The 17310-nt window shown below is 62.7% G+C and carries 14 protein-coding genes and 2 tRNA genes; 12 read left to right on the plus strand and 4 right to left on the minus strand.

Features of this window, described 5'->3' with window-relative positions; all coding sequences use genetic code 11:
- Position 1: 1 nt before the first annotated feature.
- The 12 genes from VUN82_07605 (at position 2) to VUN82_07660 (ending at position 12659) form a co-directional block, all read left to right on the plus strand.
- Positions 2–964, plus strand: coding sequence for a GNAT family N-acetyltransferase (locus VUN82_07605; protein XAS73692.1), 963 nt, complete (start codon positions 2–4; stop codon positions 962–964).
- A 214-nt stretch (positions 965–1178) separates the two neighbouring features.
- Positions 1179–2552: an FAD-binding oxidoreductase gene (locus VUN82_07610; GenBank protein XAS73693.1), complete on the plus strand. Its 1374-nt coding sequence runs from the start codon at positions 1179–1181 to the stop codon at positions 2550–2552.
- A 55-nt stretch (positions 2553–2607) separates the two neighbouring features.
- The gene (locus VUN82_07615; GenBank protein XAS73694.1) at positions 2608–4140 is read left to right on the plus strand and encodes a YibE/F family protein; all 1533 of its coding nucleotides are present in this window, start codon (positions 2608–2610) and stop codon (positions 4138–4140) included.
- Between the two features lie 97 nt (positions 4141–4237).
- The gene (locus VUN82_07620) at positions 4238–5176 is read left to right on the plus strand and encodes an ABC transporter ATP-binding protein (protein ID XAS73695.1); all 939 of its coding nucleotides are present in this window, start codon (positions 4238–4240) and stop codon (positions 5174–5176) included.
- Positions 5173–5949, plus strand: a complete 777-nt coding sequence (locus VUN82_07625) for an ABC transporter permease (protein ID XAS73696.1) — start codon at positions 5173–5175, stop codon at positions 5947–5949. Before VUN82_07620 ends, VUN82_07625 begins: the two co-directional genes overlap by 4 nt.
- A gap of 29 nt (positions 5950–5978) precedes the next feature.
- On the plus strand, positions 5979–7088 hold the full coding sequence (locus VUN82_07630; protein XAS73697.1) for a histidine kinase: 1110 nt from the start codon (positions 5979–5981) through the stop codon (positions 7086–7088).
- Positions 7085–7696 (plus strand): response regulator transcription factor, encoded by a 612-nt coding sequence (locus VUN82_07635; protein ID XAS73698.1) that lies wholly within the window; start codon positions 7085–7087, stop codon positions 7694–7696. The genes VUN82_07630 and VUN82_07635 overlap by 4 nt, the downstream gene beginning before the upstream one ends.
- Before the next feature lie 83 nt (positions 7697–7779).
- On the plus strand, positions 7780–8961 hold the full coding sequence (gene dusB / locus VUN82_07640; GenBank protein XAS73699.1) for a tRNA dihydrouridine synthase DusB: 1182 nt from the start codon (positions 7780–7782) through the stop codon (positions 8959–8961).
- 65 nt (positions 8962–9026) lie between these two features.
- Positions 9027–10343, plus strand: a complete 1317-nt coding sequence (locus VUN82_07645) for a deoxyguanosinetriphosphate triphosphohydrolase (protein ID XAS73700.1) — start codon at positions 9027–9029, stop codon at positions 10341–10343.
- Positions 10344–10401: 58 nt separating this feature from the next.
- Positions 10402–12312, plus strand: coding sequence for a DNA primase (gene dnaG / locus VUN82_07650; protein ID XAS73701.1), 1911 nt, complete (start codon positions 10402–10404; stop codon positions 12310–12312).
- Between the two features lie 86 nt (positions 12313–12398).
- A tRNA-Asn gene (locus VUN82_07655) sits at positions 12399–12471 on the plus strand.
- Positions 12472–12586: 115 nt separating this feature from the next.
- Positions 12587–12659: transfer RNA gene (locus VUN82_07660), tRNA-Asn, on the plus strand.
- A 46-nt stretch (positions 12660–12705) separates the two neighbouring features.
- Here VUN82_07660 and VUN82_07665 read toward each other — a convergent pair.
- From VUN82_07665 to VUN82_07680, 4 genes are all read right to left on the minus strand, one after another.
- The gene (locus VUN82_07665; GenBank protein XAS73702.1) at positions 12706–13113 is read right to left on the minus strand and encodes a hypothetical protein; all 408 of its coding nucleotides are present in this window, start codon (positions 13111–13113) and stop codon (positions 12706–12708) included.
- 43 nt (positions 13114–13156) lie between these two features.
- Positions 13157–14440 (minus strand): alpha/beta hydrolase-fold protein, encoded by a 1284-nt coding sequence (locus VUN82_07670; protein ID XAS73703.1) that lies wholly within the window; start codon positions 14438–14440, stop codon positions 13157–13159.
- Positions 14441–14465: 25 nt separating this feature from the next.
- Positions 14466–16964 (minus strand): DUF2156 domain-containing protein, encoded by a 2499-nt coding sequence (locus VUN82_07675; protein ID XAS73704.1) that lies wholly within the window; start codon positions 16962–16964, stop codon positions 14466–14468.
- A gap of 125 nt (positions 16965–17089) precedes the next feature.
- The gene (locus tag VUN82_07680) at positions 17090–17269 is read right to left on the minus strand and encodes a glycine zipper domain-containing protein (protein XAS73705.1); all 180 of its coding nucleotides are present in this window, start codon (positions 17267–17269) and stop codon (positions 17090–17092) included.
- Between the last annotated feature and the right edge of the window lie 41 nt (positions 17270–17310).

Raw genomic sequence — 17310 nt, forward strand, 5'->3', positions numbered from 1 at the left:
TGTGGCTTTGGAATACCGCGAGTGGAAGGAAGGCGACGACCTCGCCCTCCTGGAAATTTGGGGCGGCCCTGAGACGCTGCCCGCAGAACAGTTCCGTGCTGCTTTGGCGCCTTCGAGCAACGAGCCTTGGCGCCGCTGCATCGTCGCCGAGGACGTCGTTGACGGCGTTCGCATCCCCGTCGCCGCAGGCGTAGTTCACGAAGCTTCGCTGCACCCGGAACGTCTCTGGGCTTACATCGAGGTTGCCAAGGACCATCGCCGGAACGGCGTTGGGGCCACCCTGCTGACCATGCTGCGCCGCGAAGCCGGGAACTCGCCGTCGGGCGTTTCCAAGCTCCGAAGCAAAGTGGAGCCGGGCACGCCGGGCGCCGCTTTCGCAGAGGCGGCCGGTCTTGGACCCATCCAGCGTTCCCAGTTGGTGGTGGTGGAGCCCGAGCCGCTGAAGCTCCCGCGGTTCGGCGATGGTTCCGAGGAAGCTGCGTCTGAGCGCGTGGAGGACCTCGCCACCGGATCCGTGGAACTCAGCGAAGTGGTGGGCAGCTACTACTCGGCCGTCCATCACTGGGACAGCCCGGGTGAGCTCAGCATTGCCACGGTGCAGCGGCTCTTCCTGCACGATCTCACGGGGGCGCATGGGGCCATCGTGCTGCGTGCACCGAAGGCAAGCGCCTTTGGTGGGGGAGTGCCGGCCAGCCGAAAAGGCAAGATCCAGGCCTTCGCCATCAGCTACGCCCAGGGCAACTCCGAAGAACCCTCGGATGTCTTCCTGGGTCACGATCCGAAGCTGTCCGTCGACGACGCAGAGGCTGCTGTTCGGGACCTGCTGGCGCTCATCGCCTACCAGCACCCGGTGCTGTTGGAAGTGGACGAATCGATGACGGCCCTGCGCGGTGTCCTGGCTCCCTTGCTGGACTCGGGCAAGGCCCACGTTCGCGGTGCTGACACCCTGATCGTGAGCGACTGACCACGTATTTCGCACGTCCGGATCCCGCTTTGCCCATTGCCGATGGGCAGGGCGGGATTCTGGCTTTAAGCTCAGCCGCATTCATGGTGGAAAAGCCTTGACGCGGCCATGGCGCAGGAGTAGGAAGGCGACGTAAGCCACGCGCCGGCACACTCGGAGGGAAGCGGCGTCTGTGGACCAGCTCCGGTCTCCTCTGAATCGGCGGTAACAACAAATGAACGGTACGGCCTTGGACGGGCTGCGGGATCAGCTGCGTGGACAGCTCATCACTCCTGAAGACCCTGAATATGATTCGGCACGGGCAGTCTTTAACGCCATGGTCGACAAACGTCCGGCGGGAATCGTCCGGGTGGCCCAGGTAGCGGATGTGATCGCGGGGGTGAACTTCGCACGGGAGAATTCCATGCCTCTGGCCATTCGGGGCGGCGGACACAGTGCCCCTGGATTTGGAACAGCGGATGACGCCCTGGTGCTGGACTTCGTCAACCGAACGGGGGTCCGGGTGGACCCGGAGACCGCCACTGCGCGGGCCGAAGGTGGAACCACATGGGCTGACTTCAACCACGCAACCCACGCCTTCGGACTGGCGACCACTGGCGGGATCGTCGGTTCCACGGGAGTGGCCGGACTTACCCTGGGAGGCGGCATAGGTTATCTGGCCCGCAAGTACGGTCTCTCCTGTGACAACCTCATTTCCGCCGATGTGGTCACGGCGGATGGAAAGTTCCTGGTGGCCAGCGAAGACCAAAACGAGGACCTGTTCTGGGCGCTCCGGGGTGGTGGCGGCAACTTTGGCGTGGTGACCTCGTTCGAGTTCAAACTCCATCCCGTTGATATGGTCCATGCCGGAGTCATTCTCTACAGCGCAGAACATACGGACACCGTTGCCCGGTTCTACCGTGATTACATCGCGAACGCGCCGGAAGAGTTTGGCGCCTTTCTGGGCTTCCACCAAGGCCCGCCAGTCCCGTTCCTTCCCGAAGAGTGGCACGGCAAGCCTGTCTGTGTGGTGGTGGGGATGTGGACAGGGGACATGGGAGAAGGCGAAGCACGGTGGCAGCCCTTCCTGGACGCCGCTCCTGTTGCCGGCTCGCTGGTAGCTCCTATGCCTTACCCAGCCCTGAACGTGGCTTTCGACGCCCTGAACCAGAAAGGAATGCAGGGCTACTGGAAAGCGAACTTCCTCCCCGAGCTCAGTGATGGCGCCATCCAAGCTCACGCTGAACACGGCGCGACGGTCACCAGCGTCAATACGGCCGTGCACGTTTACCCGATCGACGGCGCCGTCTCACGCGTGGGTGTCCACGACACAGCTTTTGCGCACCGGGACATGAAGTTCGCGCCGGTCATTGCCGCGCAATGGATGGAACCTACGGACAACGAAGCCAACATCGCCTGGGCGCGAGGCTATGCGGCGGCCCTTGCACCGCACTCGGCGCTGGGCGGGTACATCAACTTCATGGACACCGAAGACCAGAACCGGGTCACTGACAATTATGGCCCCAACTGGGATCGTCTGGTGGAGGTCAAGAGCAAGTACGATCCCGGCAACCTTTTCCATGTGAACCAGAACATCAAACCCGCCTGAGGGAAGGGTTTGCATGTGGCCCGGCTAGGCTTGAAGCCATGAGGTTTTGCAGCTGATGGGTCACGGACACTCCCACGGTCACGGTCATTCTGAAAGTTCCGAGCCAACCCCGCAGGCAATTGCATCCCGGAAGCGCGCCAACTGGCTCCTGGCTGCCGTGCTGGTTCCGCTTGGTGTGCTCACTGTTATCGCCATGATGGTGATGTGGCCCTCAGGCAGCCGGGACGGAATCTCCTTCGCGAGTCCGTACCAGGCTGCCCCGGGAGTGACCTTTGACACCGGAAAGATCCAGAGCGTGGTGCAGGAAAGCTGCACCCAAACCGGACAATCCACGCAGGGACAAACAGATACCGGTCAAACGGGCCAACCCGGTGCGGGCCAACCCGGTGCAGGCCAGCCCGGCGGATCCGATTGCACCTTTGCCTTCACCCAGCCGGACAAGGGCGGGGAACCAGTCAAGGTAGTGATCAACCCCGACGTCGCCAAGTCCCACGGGGTGGATGTGGGGGACTCGATCCGCTATCTGAATCTCTCCGGTGTCCAGGGCGCATCGCAAGGCAACGGCTCGCCGTCGTACGTTTTTGTGGATTTCGTGCGGACCCTGCCCATTGCCCTGCTGGCCGTGCTCTATGCGGTGGTAGTGATCGCTGTGGCGCGCTGGCGCGGCTTCCGGGCGCTCCTTGGTTTGGTTGGCGCTTATGCCGTGCTGGTCGGCTTCATCCTGCCGGGACTTGTGGAGGGGAAGCCGCCCCTCATGCTGGCTTTGGTGGGCTCCACGGTGATCATGATCGGGGTCCTGTACTTCGCCCACGGATTCTCGGCGAGGACGTCCACGGCACTGCTCGGAACCATCTTCGGGTTGGGCATTACAGCGCTCTTGGCGGCGTGGGCCACCGATGCTGCCAACCTTGCGGGCGTCGGTGACCATAACGCTGCCACGCTGATTAATATGTCGGACAAGATTTCAATCTCCGGCATCATCTTGTGCGGCCTGATCATCTCAGGCCTCGGCGTCCTCAACGACGTCACCATTACCCAATCCGCTGCCGTGTGGGAACTTTACGAACTGGCCCCGAACACCAGTGCCCGCAAGCTGTTTTCGTCGGCAATGCGGATTGGCCGGGACCACATCGCCTCCACTGTTTACACGATTGCCTTCGCCTACGCTGGCGCCGCCCTCCCGATCCTCATCATCGTGATGCTTTACGACCGCCCACTTGCAGAGGCCTTGACCAGTGCGGAGTTGTCCGAAGAAGTCATCCGCACACTGGTGGGCTCCATCGGCCTGGTGCTCGCCATCCCGGTTACCACGCTGATTGCCGTCCTGGTGGTCAAGGCCACAGGCGTGAAGGGTGCCACCCCGGCGCCGGCTCTGTCCGTGAATCCGGACGACGTGGACGATACTGGTACCCTCGCTGCCGCGGCCGCCGTCGTGGGTTCTGGCCGAATGGAAAGGCCCGACGACGGCGGGTCCTCCCGCGCGGTCGGCAAGCCTGCCCGTCCGGGGAGTCGCCGTGCCCAGCGTGAGGCGGAGCGCCGCGGAGACGAAGCCGGTGCGGGCGGCTCCGTCTCACGCCCGGTGCAATGACATTTGTCATCCCTGATCGGTGACACCCTCCACGGGTGCAGGTGGGCAATCCCGGCTTGAATGGATGGTGGAACAAGACCGCCAATCAGGGAGAACAATGGGAATCACGGGAGTGCCGGCAGTCCACGCCGTCGGACTGCACAAGAGCTTCGGGGAGGTCCGTGCCGTCCGTGGCTTGGATCTGACCGTGCAACAAGGGGAAGTGGTGGCATTCCTGGGGCCCAATGGTGCAGGCAAGACCACCACCATCGACATGATCCTCGGTCTTAGCACCCCCGACCAAGGTGAGGTTTCGATTTTCGGCCACTCGCCCCGCGGCGCCATCGCCCGAGGGCAAGTGGCCGCCGTCATGCAGACCGGCGGATTGCTTCGGGACATCACTGTTCGGGAAACCGTGCAGTTAACCGCAGCAATGTTTGACTCCTCCCGACCTGTGGAGGAGGCGCTGACTCGTGCCGGCATCCTGGATATCGCCAACCGCAAGGTGGAGAAATGCTCGGGCGGCCAGCAGCAGCGCCTGCGGTTTGCCATGGCCCTGGTGTCGGATCCCGGACTGCTGATCCTGGACGAACCGACCACGGGCATGGACGTCGCTGGCCGCCGCGATTTTTGGGCCGCTATCAGGGCGGACGCCTCGCGGGGCCGCACCGTAATCTTCGCCACCCACTACCTTGAGGAAGCGGACGCTTACGCGGATCGGATCGTCTTGGTCCGTCAAGGCACCGTAGTTGCCGATGGCACGGCGGCCCAGATCAAGAACCTTGCCTCCGGCCGCACTGTCAAGGCTTCCTTGCCAGCCGCTGACCGGCATCTTCTGGCGGGACTCCCACCAGCGGACACCGTTGACTACGACGGCGGAAGGCTCACCGTACGCACGGGGGACTCGGACGCGGTAGTCCGCTACCTGCTGAACAGCACTGCAGCACACGATCTGGAAGTCGTGGCCAACAACCTTGAGGAGGCCTTCGTGGCGCTCACAGGGGATGGAACAGAATCAGAAACCACTGAACCCGCACTCGAAGGAGACCGGGCATGAGTACGGCAACAGCAATGCAGGACCGCAAGCCCTCCGCGGGCGGTATCAACCGGACGTTCCTGTGGATCGAGATCAAGCGGATGCTCCGCAACCGCAGGACAGTCGTCTTCACAGTCGTCATGCCCGCGATCTTCTTCTTCATCTTCGGCCTGTCCAACAAGAACCAGCAGTTGCCCAACGGCCACAGCTATGGTCAGTACATCCTGATCAGCCTGACCGTGTACGCAGCCATGACTGCCGCCACCGGAGCCGGCAGCCAAGTGGCAGTGGAGCGTGCACAAGGGTGGAGCAGGCAGCTCCGGCTCACTCCGCTTCTTCCAGGTGCCTATATTGCTGTCAAGGCTGCGGCAGCCCTGACGTTGTCGCTCGTCGCTGTGATCGCCCAATTCGTCATCGGCGCTTTGGCCGGGGTCACCATGGACCTCCAGACATGGGTGACAGCTGGATTGGTTGCCTGGCTGGGTTCGTTGGTTTTCGCAGCGCTGGGCTTGTTCGTGGGGTATCTCATGCCAAGCCAGAATGTCATGCAGATCCTTGGCCCGGCGCTGGCCATCCTGGCCATGCTTGGCGGCCTCTTCATGCCGATTGAGATCATGGGCGACACCTTTGGTGCTATTGCCAAGTTCACGCCCGCATATGGGATCGGGCAATTGGCCAGGAGTCCGATCACTGGCGACTTCGATGCAATGTGGATCGTAAATGTGGTCATCTGGCTCGCGATCTTCGTTGGCGGAGCTGCGCTCGCATTTCGTCGCGACACCAAGCGCGTCTGATCCGGTCCACTTTGACTAGGGTGGGGGTCATGAGCTCCGAGAAGACCGGTGGCATGTTCCGTGGGCCTGGACCCAGAAGATGGTTTGCAGGCGCAGGCTTATCCATTCTTCTCTGGGCTTGGCCCACGTGGAACCTGGTGTGGTCCGTCAACGAGCCGCTTCCCTGGAAGCTGGCAGCCTCCACGTCATTGATTGCCTTCTTCGCCGCCTACGCCGTTCTGCCGATGTACAGCCGGCGCCGCGGCAGCCGGACAGGCCTGGTGTGCGTCGGCATTCTCTTCGCCTTGAACGGGCTGGTGATTTTCCTGGTCGGCCGGGAGGCACTCTGGACGTGGCCGTTCCTCGCCTGTGCGATTGCCATGACAGTGTTGCCACCGCGCGTTGACTTCGCCCTGATCGTGGCGCTTGCGGCAGTCTCCTTGGCTACCGGGCTGTCCACAGACACACCGGAGCAGGCCTTTTCCCAGCCGGCACTCATCTTGTCGCTGGGCCTCATGATGTCTTCCTTTGCACGGATGATCCGGCAGACGTCCCGGTTGCGTGCGGCACAAAGCGAACTGGCGGATGCGGCCGTTGCCGCCGAGCGGAGCCGGGTTGCACGCGACATGCATGACATCCTGGGACACTCACTGACGGTGATCGCCGTCAAGGCTGAATTGGCCGGCCGGTTGATGGAAGGAGCCGCTGGGCCGTCCTTGGACAGGGCAGCGGCGGAAATCAGCGACGTGCAGGACCTTGCCCGCGGCGCCCTCGGGGATGTGAGGGCCACTGTCGCCGGTTATCGCGGCGTCAATGTCCTCGCCGAACTCGCAGCTGCCAGGAGCGCGCTGGAATCGGCAGGGATCGAGGCCGAGTTGCCCGGGACAGTTGAGCAAGTTCCTGCCCGGCATCGCGAGCTCTTCGGCTGGGTATTGAGGGAAGGCATCACCAACGTTGTGCGGCATTCCGGCGCCGCGCGTTGCCGCGTCCTGCTGACAGCGTCCGGCGTCCTGGTGGAGGACGACGGCGTGGGGCCGGGTCCCGAAGCACGCCCCGGCAGCGGACTGGCCGGAATACGGGAGAGGGCGGCCATGGCAGGCGGAAGCGCCAGCATCGGCACCAGTGACCTTGGAGGGTTCAGATTGGCAGTTGACGTATGAGTATCCGATTGGTGATCGCTGACGATCAGGCACTGGTGCGTGGGGCTTTGGTGGCATTGCTGGGGTTGGAGCCAGACATTGAGGTGGTTGCAGAATTGGGCGATGGCACGGGCGTCGCCGCTGCTGTGGTGGAGCATTCCGCGGACGTCGCGATGCTGGATGTCGAGATGCCGGGCCTGGATGGAATCAGCGCAGCAGCTGCCGTACGCCGGGCGGCGCCTTCGTGCCGGGTACTGATGGTTACCACCTTTGGGCGGCCTGGCTACCTAAAACGCGCCATGCAGGCCGGAGCATCGGGGTTTGTCGTCAAAGATACCCCGGCTCGACAACTGGCCGATGCGGTGCGCCGTGTTCACCGGGGGCTTCGAGTGGTGGATCCGGCACTCGCTGCGGAATCGCTGACGTCCGGCGACACCCCCCTGACGGAGCGTGAGACGGAAGTGTTGAGGGCTGCCGCTGCCGGTGGAACTGTTGCGGACATTGCCAGGACAACGATCCTTTCCGAAGGGACGGTGCGGAACTACCTCTCCGCGGCGATGGCCAAGACCGGCGGAAGGACACGAGCCGAGGCGGTACGAATCGCTGCCGATAACGGTTGGCTCCTGTAGGGAATTACGGAACAGACGCGGGAACGTGCTGTGCCGAATAGTCGCCCGAGAGCCGATTTGCCCTGATTTGCGACAATGGATGGGTGACTGTAGTAGCAACGCCCCCTGCCCCAAAGCTTGAGCTTCCGCCTTTGCAGCTCGGTGGGATCACCGTGGACACTCCCGTGATCCTTGCCCCCATGGCGGGCATCACCAATTCAGCCTTCCGCAGGCTCTGCCGTGAATACGGTGGTGGCCTGTATGTGGCCGAGATGGTGACCTCGCGCGCGCTGGTGGAACGGACTCCGGAATCATTGCGCATCATCTCGCACGACGAGGATGAGAAAGTGCGTTCCGTGCAGCTCTACGGCGTTGACCCCGTGACGGTGGGCGCGGCAGTCCGCATGCTCGTCGAGGAAGACCGCGCAGACCACATCGATCTTAACTTCGGCTGCCCTGTGCCCAAGGTCACCCGCCGCGGTGGCGGTTCCGCGCTGCCTTGGAAGATTGATCTCTTCACGTCGATCGTGCAGACCGCGGTTAAGGAAGCTTCCAAGGGTGGCATCCCGCTCACCATCAAAATGCGCAAGGGAATCGATGAGGACCACCTGACGTACCTCGACGCCGGTCGGATCGCCCGCGATGCCGGAGTGGCCGCCGTCGCCCTTCACGGCCGCACCGCCGCCCAGTTCTATTCCGGCCAAGCTGACTGGTCCGCCATCGCCCGCCTTCGTGAGGCGCTGCCTGACATTCCGGTGCTGGGAAATGGTGATATCTGGTCCGCCGAGGACGCTGTCCGCATGGTCCGGGAAACCGGCGTGGATGGCGTAGTGGTAGGCCGTGGTTGCCAGGGCCGTCCGTGGCTGTTCGGTGATCTGCAGGCGGCGTTCGAAGGCAGCGACCAGCGCCACCGTCCGGGCCTGCGGGAGGTCGCCGAAGGCGTGTACCGGCATGCAGAGCTCATGGTGGAAACCTTCGGCAACGACGAGTACAAGGCGTTGCGGGAAATCCGAAAGCACATGGCTTGGTACTTCAAGGGATACGTGGTGGGCGGGGAACTTCGCGCCAAGCTGGCCACGGTTCCAACCCTTGAGGTCCTGCGCGGACTCCTCGAAGAGCTTGACATGGATTTGCCGTATCCAGGCATCGATTCCGAGGGTCCGCGCGGCCGTGCCGGATCACCGAAAAAGCCGGCGCTGCCCAAGGATTGGCTCGTGAGCCGTCAGCTGAACGCGGAACAGAGTGCCGAAATCTCCGCAGCAGAGCTGGACGTGTCAGGCGGCTAGCTTCACACGTGTAAGACTGGCTCAAGAGGCACCACTACAACGGCGCTTGAAGGAGGCAGATACCCATGGGAACCGAAGCGATGCTGGGCCGCACCGGAACGCCACACGACTACGTGCTGGCAATTCCGGGCTACACCGAAGCGGATTCTGCTCGGTGGGTGGAAGAGTCGCGAAAGACCACGTACCGTTCCGATTTTGAACGCGACCGCGCACGGGTCCTGCATTCCTCGGCCCTGCGACGGCTGGGCGCAAAAACCCAGGTTGTTGCTCCGGATACGGACGATTTCGTTCGCACCCGTCTGACGCACAGCCTGGAGGTTGCGCAGGTAGGCCGTGAACTTGGCCGTTCGCTGGGCTGCGATCCGGACGTTGTGGATACCGCATGCCTTAGCCATGACCTCGGTCACCCACCTTTTGGCCACAACGGTGAATCTGCCCTGAATGAGGTGGCACACACCATTGGTGGCTTCGAAGGCAACGCGCAGACGTTGAGGTTGTTAACGCGCCTGGAACCGAAAGTCCTTGCTGAGGACGGCAGGCCCGCCGGGCTCAACCTGACCCGCGCCAGCCTTGATGCTGCGTCCAAGTACCCGTGGTCCGCCGTCGACGCCCCCGTCATCCATGGCCACCGCACCAGCAAGTTTGGTGCGTATGAGGACGATCTTCCCGTGTTCGAATGGCTGCGTGAGGGCGCTCCGGGCAACCGCTCCTGCATTGAGGCCCAGGTGATGGACCTCGCGGACGATATTTCCTATTCGGTCCATGACGTCGAGGACGCAATTGTTGCCGGCCACTTCCAATTGAAGTGGATGGAAAATCCGGACCACCGCGCCCGCGTCGTGGGCTACACCAAGCAGTGGTACCTCCCACACAACGATCCTGCTGACATTGATGCTGCCCTTGCCCGGCTTGAGGCCACCACGGTGTGGGTCCGTGAGGCCGATGGCAGCCGAAAGTCCATGGCGGCGCTGAAGGATATGACCAGCCAGCTCATCGGACGGTTCTGCCAAAGCGCCATGGAAACCACCAGGGACCATTTTGGCCCCTCCAACCTGACCCGCTATGGCGCCGAGCTGATGGTCCCGGAGGACACAGTGACCGAAATCGCGGTCCTGAAGGGCCTGGCCACCACGTTCGTCATTTCCACGGACCACCGCCAGCCCGTTTATGAACGCCAGCGCGAAGTCCTGCACGCCCTGGTGGGCGTGCTGAACGCCACAGGCGACCGCCACCTCGAACCGATGTTCGCCGCTGACTGGCGTGACGCTGCCGACGACGGTGCGCGGCTGCGGGTAGTAATTGACCAAGTTGCATCGCTGACGGATGGTTCAGCGCTGGCCATGTACGAGCGCCTGGTGGGGAGCCTGCCGTCGCTCTGGTAACGCTTCCGTCGGTCCGTTAACGGCGGGGCTTCTTGGGGCAAGCGGCTAGGATGGTCACGTGGCTGGCCTCATCAAACGTGAAGATATCGACGAAGTACGCCAGCGCACGGATATCAAGGAAGTCGTTGACGGTTACGTCACCCTGAAGAGTGCTGGCTTGGGCAGCTTCAAGGGCCTGTGCCCCTTCCATGACGAACGCTCACCATCCTTCACTGTCCGCCCCCAAGTGGGCAGATATCACTGCTTCGGCTGCGGCGAAGACGGGGATGCCATCTCCTTCGTCCAGAAAATGGACCACAGTTCCTTCCACGAGGCAGTGGAAAAGCTGGCCGCCAGGATCGGCTACGAGCTGCGTTACGAGGACGGCGGCACCGGTCCGAACCGTGAGGAAGTGGGCAAGCGCCAGCGCCTCCTGGATGCCCATAAGATCGCCGACGAGTTTTTCCGTGCCCAACTGCTGACGCCCGGAGCCGCCGAGGGCCGCAACTTCCTCGACGGCAGGGGCTTTGACCGCGCGGCCGCCGAGCACTTCGGCGTGGGCTATGCGCCGCAGGGCTGGGACTCGCTCCTCAAGCACCTGCGCGGCCGTGGGTTCACGGATGCCGAACTCAAACTTACGGGCATGTTTTCCGAAGGAAACCGGGGCATCTATGATCGCTTCCGTGGCAGGCTCATTTGGCCTATCCGGGACATTGCCGGGGACACCATCGGCTTCGGAGCCCGGAAGCTCTACGAGGACGATCAGGGTCCAAAGTACCTGAACACTCCTGAAACCACTCTCTACAAAAAGTCCCAGGTCCTCTATGGGATCGACATCGCCAAGCGCAACATCGCCAAGGACCGGCAGCTGGTGGTGGTTGAGGGGTACACCGACGTCATGGCCTGTCACCTGGCAGGAGTCACGACGGCGGTCGCCACCTGCGGCACGGCGTTCGGCACCGAACACATCAAGATCGCCCGCCGCCTGCTTTCGGACGACGGCACCGGGGGAGAAGTGGTCTTCACCTTCGACGGGGACGCCGCCGGCCAGAAGGCCGCCCTCCGCGCCTTCGAGGAAGACCAACGATTCGTCGCACAAACATACGTCGCGGTAGAGCCCACTGGCGCTGATCCCTGTGATCTTCGTCAACTCAAGGGCGATGCCGCAGTACGTGAACTCATCGACAGCAGGAAGCCGCTCTTCGAGTTCGCCATTCGGGCCTCGCTCCGCAGGCACAACCTGGACACGGTCGAAGGTCGCGTCGCGGCGCTTCGGGAAGCGGCGCCCGTTGTGGCACAAATCCGCGACTCCGCCATCCGCCCCGCCTACATCCGCGAACTCGCTGGCTGGTTGGGTATGCCGATTGAGGAAGTCAGCCGCTACGTTGGGGCCGCAGCCAAGCGCGCGGCATCCGGCGCTGCTTCATCTGGCGCTGCTCAGTCCGGCGCTGTGGAGCAATCCACGACGGCGGCAGTATCGTCGAACGGTCAGGCGTCGAACGGTCAGGCCTTCAACCGTCCCGACCCGCGGGACCCCGTGGCAGGCATGGAGCGCCAAGCGTTGGAAGTGGTCCTCCAAGAGCCCTCAGTCCTGGGCGACGGGGCATGGGAGCGCTTTGAGGCGTCCCACTTTGCTACTCCTGCCTACGCGGCTGTGCACGCAGCCGTGCGTGCCACAGGGCTGGGCCACGCTGCTGATCCCGTGGCATGGGTGGAGCACATCCGGCAGGAAGTCCCGGAGCCTCTGCGCCCCTTGGTTTCTGAGTTGGCAGTAACTCCTTTGCCGGCCAGCACCCCGGAAGCTATGCAACGATATTGCCGGGACATTTTGGCAAGGCTTTTCGAGCTGCAGATCACGCGCATTAAAGCGGACAAGATGGGCCAACTGCAGCGCCTTGATGCAACTGCATTTCCCGAGGAATTCCAGCGCCTGAACCGGGAACTGATGGTGTTGGAAATGCAGCGTCGAGCCCTGCGTTCAGACTCCTGAGAGTCCCTGCCGAGGGCCGCCGCAAGCGCTCTGGACGCTCGATTTCGTTTTCCGGCGGGGCCCTGTTAAGCTAGTAACCGCTTCATTCCTCCGTAGCTCAATTGGCAGAGCATTCGACTGTTAATCGAAGGGTTACTGGTTCAAGTCCAGTCGGAGGAGCGCACAATACCCCCGTTCCGGAGTTTCGGAACGGGGGTATTTTTATACCCCTAAGGGGTATCTCCGCCCGATTCGCATTCGCATAAAACCTTTGCTAAAGTCATAACCGCTTCATTCCTCCGTAGCTCAATTGGCAGAGCATTCGACTGTTAATCGAAGGGTTACTGGTTCAAGTCCAGTCGGAGGAGCGCAAGGACCCCGCACCGGTTTCACACTGGTGCGGGGTCCACTTTTTTACACGAAATCCATCTCCACCTGAAGGAACCGTGCGGCTTCGGCCACGGCTGCCAGGAATGCTTCCTGTTCGGTCGGGGGTGTCCGGGGTTCACGAGGATGCCACTCGTGGGGAGCGGAGTAAACGCGGGTGAAACCTCCGCCCGGTGGCGCATAGAAGATTCCAAAGCGCTGGACCGGCCACTCGGGTGACGTCTCCGGGGCAACCAGCAACGCGGCGTCCACGTCGGGGTTGTACCACTGGGCGATGGGCCGGCGGCGATCATCCGTGAAAAGGCCAGCAGCGTAGAGCGCCGCGGACTGGGGACTGGTCACAGAGCACAGGCGATCCCACCAGAGCGGCAGGATGCGTTCATCCCGACGCTGCCAGGGTGCCGGAAGCGGCTGCAGCTCTTGCCAATGTGGCACATCTCAACTTTATCGCCGGGGACGGGCCGGCAACAGGCCCTGCCTAGCCGGACAAACCGAGTCTCGGATAGAGCACCTCGAAGCCCTTGGTCAGGCCGGCGTTCAATGCGATGCCTACATGCCCGCCGTTTGGCACCTCGTAATAGGTCACCGTCATTCCGGAAGCTTTGGCAGCTGCGGAGACAGCCTTCGCAGCTGCAACATACGTCACGTCATCCGAGCCCACGGTGAAAACGGCAGTGGTGTCCGGAAATTGCTTACCTTTCATGATGTTGATGGGCTTCTGTGCGTCATAGGCTGCCTGGTTGCCACCAAAGATCTCTGCCAGGTTGCCTGCAGGGTCCTCCGCCCCGGGAAACTCCTCACCGGAGATGTCCACCACATTGCCCCACATCTTCGGGTATTTGAGCGCAAACGAGATGGCGCACTGCCCGCCGTTGGAGTATCCGGCGATGGTCCAATGGTCGCGGTCCGGGAGGATGTTCAGGTTTGCTTTGGCCCAGTTCACCACGTCAACGTTGATGTACTTCTCCACGTTTCCGTATTTGGCTGTGTCCAGGCACAGAGTGTCGTCTTGATCCGGTCCGATCTGGTCGGCCACGATCGCGATGGGTGCAAGGCCATTGTTCTTCGCAGCAAATTCATCCAACGCGGCCGAAACGTACTGGGGGTCGGGGAGGCCCGGCTGGCCCATCATGAGGACAAACAAGGGCAAGCGGGGAGGGTTCTCCGTCAGGGCAGCAGGCGGCAAGTAGATCCCGGCAGGGCGGGCATTGAAACCCGAGGCGGTGGCCGGAATGACCTGCGTTCCCACCTCACCCTTTGTTGGCATGTTGGCTGGCGGTTTCCAGTTCTGCCAGAGGGGTCCGGAAGGGAGGGGAGCGTCCGGGTCCGGTTTGCTCAGTTGGATGGCTTCCTCAGTGGAGATCCCCAGCGCTGAGCCCAGGGTCCTGTTGAGCCCGAACTCCATGTTGACGCCCAGCGCAGTGACCAGGAGGAACACAGGAATCGATATCGCCGCCACCACCTTCCGCCACCGGGGACTGTGGCGAAAACTAACCACGGCGAGCCCAAGGGCAGCGAAGCCGGTGATCACCCAGAACCACACGCGAGGTGTCAGCCCCACGTGGAAGACGTCCAGGACATCTTCCACGATCCAGACCGTAAACCAACCCAGCGCCGCTGTTACCACAATGCCAACCACTGCAGTGAGGACCCAGCGCGAAGACGGCCTGAGGAACAGCAACAGGAAAAGCCCGACGCCGATGACCACGGCTATCGTCATGACCACCGGGCCGCTGATCTCGATTTCCAGGAGGCCCTTCATGACTGCCGCATCCGTCCGGTGGCGGTCATGCGGCCGGCTCCCGGGCAACCATTTGCCGTAGCAAACCGGCACTCTGTGCGCGAGACAAACCCGGCAAGTACGCCGAGCCAACGGCAAGACCTATGGAAGGCAGGGCCAGCGGGTCCCGGTAATACATGTACAGAGTGCGGTGCTCGGGCTGGAACCGCGATTTGAAAGCTGCCAGGGACTTGAAGCCGTACATGGGTTCCAGTGCATTGCCCAGCATTGCCAGGACCCGGTCCAAGGCACTGTGGTCACCGTCGTCCGTCGCGGCCCCTGTATTGGCCAGCGGGGAGCCTGACAGCGAGATGTGGGGAACGTCGTCCTTGAAGTGCGTAACGGCGGAGGCGATCAGGAATTCCATGACCCCTTTGAATCCAGTGGTTCGGCGGCGCATGAAGTCCAAGGTCCAACCCGACACCACGCCGTCGGTAAAGACCGGCAGCCAGCTCGTAACCCCATGGACGAGGCCGTCGTCGTCCACGGCTACGCAACACATGACTTCGGGATCCTTCAGTTCATCCAGTCCGCCCAACGTGAAGCCCATCTCGGGAAGGGCCTTGTCCGCCACCCACTCTTCCGAGATTTCGGCCAGTTGTGCCCGGATCCCCGGTGGCATCTCCGCGTAGTGGTACCAGTGGTCCTTGATGGACAGCTTCTCAGCCCTGTTCAGCGCGGTCCTGACGTTCTGCCATTCCTTGCCTTTGAACGTCATCGCCTGGATGTTCAGCAGGGTTTCTTCCGCCACTTCCAGTTTGCGGAAGCCGCGGGGGAGGAGGGCCTCGTCGAGCTCCGCCGTGGCCGAGTAGAAGCATGGTGTGAGGCCCAGTGCCGCGCAATGGACCAGGAAGCCTGTCGCAGCCTCAGTGTGGTGCTGGCGGGCCCCGAACGGACCCGCCACGGTCAGGGCCACTCCGTTGTGCACCTGGTAGGCGAGGCCAGCCCTCCTGTCCGGAGTGAACCAGTATTGGTTGCTGTCCCACAGGGCCATCCAGGACAGGGTGCCCCCGCCGTCGTGAAGCAATTCACGGGTGTGTCCCAGATCTGCAGCCGGATCCTTTGCCAGCGTCCGGAACCGCTGGAAATTGTTCAGGACCATCAAAAGGATGCAGAGCCAGATAACGTCCCCACCAAGTCCGTAAAGAACTGTACTCAGCAGTCCCTGCGGCAGCTCAACGACGAACGGAACGGGGAAGGGGACCAGGATGTGGGTCAATTGCCCTGCGAGGTCCCACAGCGATGAGCGGCTCGGGTTGCCCTCTACGAACCAGAAGACCACGTAAAGGACCGCCGCCACAGCAGCCATGATGAGGGTAGTCCTGCCCAGGACGCGATATCCGGCATCGCTGGACTCCACCCGGAATTTGTGGCGGTTGATCACCAGCAGGACCGCGATGATCAGCGGCGCCAGGATAGCGGGAACGGCATAGAGCAGGAGGTAACCGATGTCGTCATTGCCCAGTGTCACTTCCGGATCCGTCACGTACTGCAGGATTGCCACGCTCGTCACGAACGCCAGGTAGAGCTGGATGACCAGGGTCAGTCTGTAGGCGAGGCGGCGACCACGGCGCAGCCCCTCGGCACAGACAAGCAGCAACAGCACCGGGATCACTGACAGGATGGTGGCGCCGAAACTCTGAACACCCACAACGCTCTGCAGCGTGACGCAGCTCTTGTCGTTGTCGCAGGCTTCCTTCACTTCGTCCACGCTGGGGCTTGCTTGCAGCATCACCTCGGAAACCACAGAAAGCGGTCCCACCTCCAACGTGCCCGTTAACTGGGTGAGCAAGGGGCCCAGGGCGAATACACCTACCACAGTGCCCACAAGGAACCGGGTCTCACGAAGGCTCGAGGAATGAAGCGAGCCCGCACGCCGTCGCAGCACCAGGGCCTGAACGGCCCAACCGGCCAGAATGCCGATGACAGCGCCGGCAAGGGCCTGCAGTGTTTGTGCGACGCCTACAAACAAGGCAAACATGAGCGTTGCTGCCAGCAGCCATGTCCGGAGGCGACGACGCCAGAGTGCCTCCAGTGCCGCCGTCGAACATCCCAAGGCAGCGGCGGCACCACCGTACGCGCCCACAACGTACTCGCCACCCAGGAAACTAAGCCATTGGTCGCTGTTGTCCGTCCCAAAAGCAACGAGCCCCATCAGCACCAAGGCGCTGAGCGCGGAACCAAAGATAAATGCTGCCAGGGCCAACCATGGACCCATAGTGCGCTCGGCGATGCCCACGCCCACCAGGATCAGAACGGTACATGCCAGATAGTCCAGCAAGGATGAGGCAAAGAATGACGAGGTGAAGATGGACCAACCCGGCCCCGGATCCAGCGCCAAACCCAGCCCGACTTGTTCCAGGAGTGCCTCGTTGGGGCCGGCGATGAGGCTCCCCGTAACTGCGCCGACAAGCCAAAGGAACAGCACGAGTCCCAAGGTCAGGGGCAGACGTCGTATGGCCGCCAGGCCGTAAACAGTGCCCCGATATCCCACAGCCGCACTCATGTGATGTCCCCTTCACCGGCGAAGCGGGGGAAACCCCCGGCTGGCCACCATTCTGCCCTGCCGGGCGCCCTAAGGGGAGGGCTTACGGGGGTCGATAGACCCGGGGCCGGTAGGCCCGATTACGGTTAGTCCCGATTCCAGGGGCCCGGGTTCACCCGGTACAGCAGGGCGGCTCCAATGACGGCGCCAAGTATCGCCCCGAACAGTGCACTCCCGGCCAGGCGGCCCAACAACGCCCCGACGACGGCGCCAAGCACGGCCCCGAGGAAAAGGCCCCTGCCGTTCCGGTGCGGTTTCTTGGTCATGGTCACAGCCTATGGTCCGGTTCTGATGAATGCCGTACTCG

It is taken from the genome of Micrococcaceae bacterium Sec5.1, from assembly GCA_039636795.1.
Taxonomy (GTDB): Bacteria; Actinomycetota; Actinomycetes; order Actinomycetales; family Micrococcaceae; genus Arthrobacter.

Bases quoted from the DNA above. Each gene is read 5' to 3' on its own strand.
- VUN82_07630 (XAS73697.1), top strand. From the start codon at position 5,979: ATGAGCTCCGAGAAGACCGGTGGCATGTTCCGTGGGCCTGGACCCAGA.
- VUN82_07675 (XAS73704.1), bottom strand. From the start codon at position 16,964: ATGAGTGCGGCTGTGGGATATCGGGGCACTGTTTACGGCCTGGCGGCC.
- VUN82_07670 (XAS73703.1), bottom strand. From the start codon at position 14,440: ATGAAGGGCCTCCTGGAAATCGAGATCAGCGGCCCGGTGGTCATGACG.
- VUN82_07615 (XAS73694.1), top strand. From the start codon at position 2,608: ATGGGTCACGGACACTCCCACGGTCACGGTCATTCTGAAAGTTCCGAG.
- VUN82_07610 (XAS73693.1), top strand. From the start codon at position 1,179: ATGAACGGTACGGCCTTGGACGGGCTGCGGGATCAGCTGCGTGGACAG.
- VUN82_07625 (XAS73696.1), top strand. From the start codon at position 5,173: ATGAGTACGGCAACAGCAATGCAGGACCGCAAGCCCTCCGCGGGCGGT.
- VUN82_07645 (XAS73700.1), top strand. From the start codon at position 9,027: ATGGGAACCGAAGCGATGCTGGGCCGCACCGGAACGCCACACGACTAC.
- VUN82_07620 (XAS73695.1), top strand. From the start codon at position 4,238: ATGGGAATCACGGGAGTGCCGGCAGTCCACGCCGTCGGACTGCACAAG.
- VUN82_07680 (XAS73705.1), bottom strand. From the start codon at position 17,269: ATGACCAAGAAACCGCACCGGAACGGCAGGGGCCTTTTCCTCGGGGCC.
- VUN82_07635 (XAS73698.1), top strand. From the start codon at position 7,085: ATGAGTATCCGATTGGTGATCGCTGACGATCAGGCACTGGTGCGTGGG.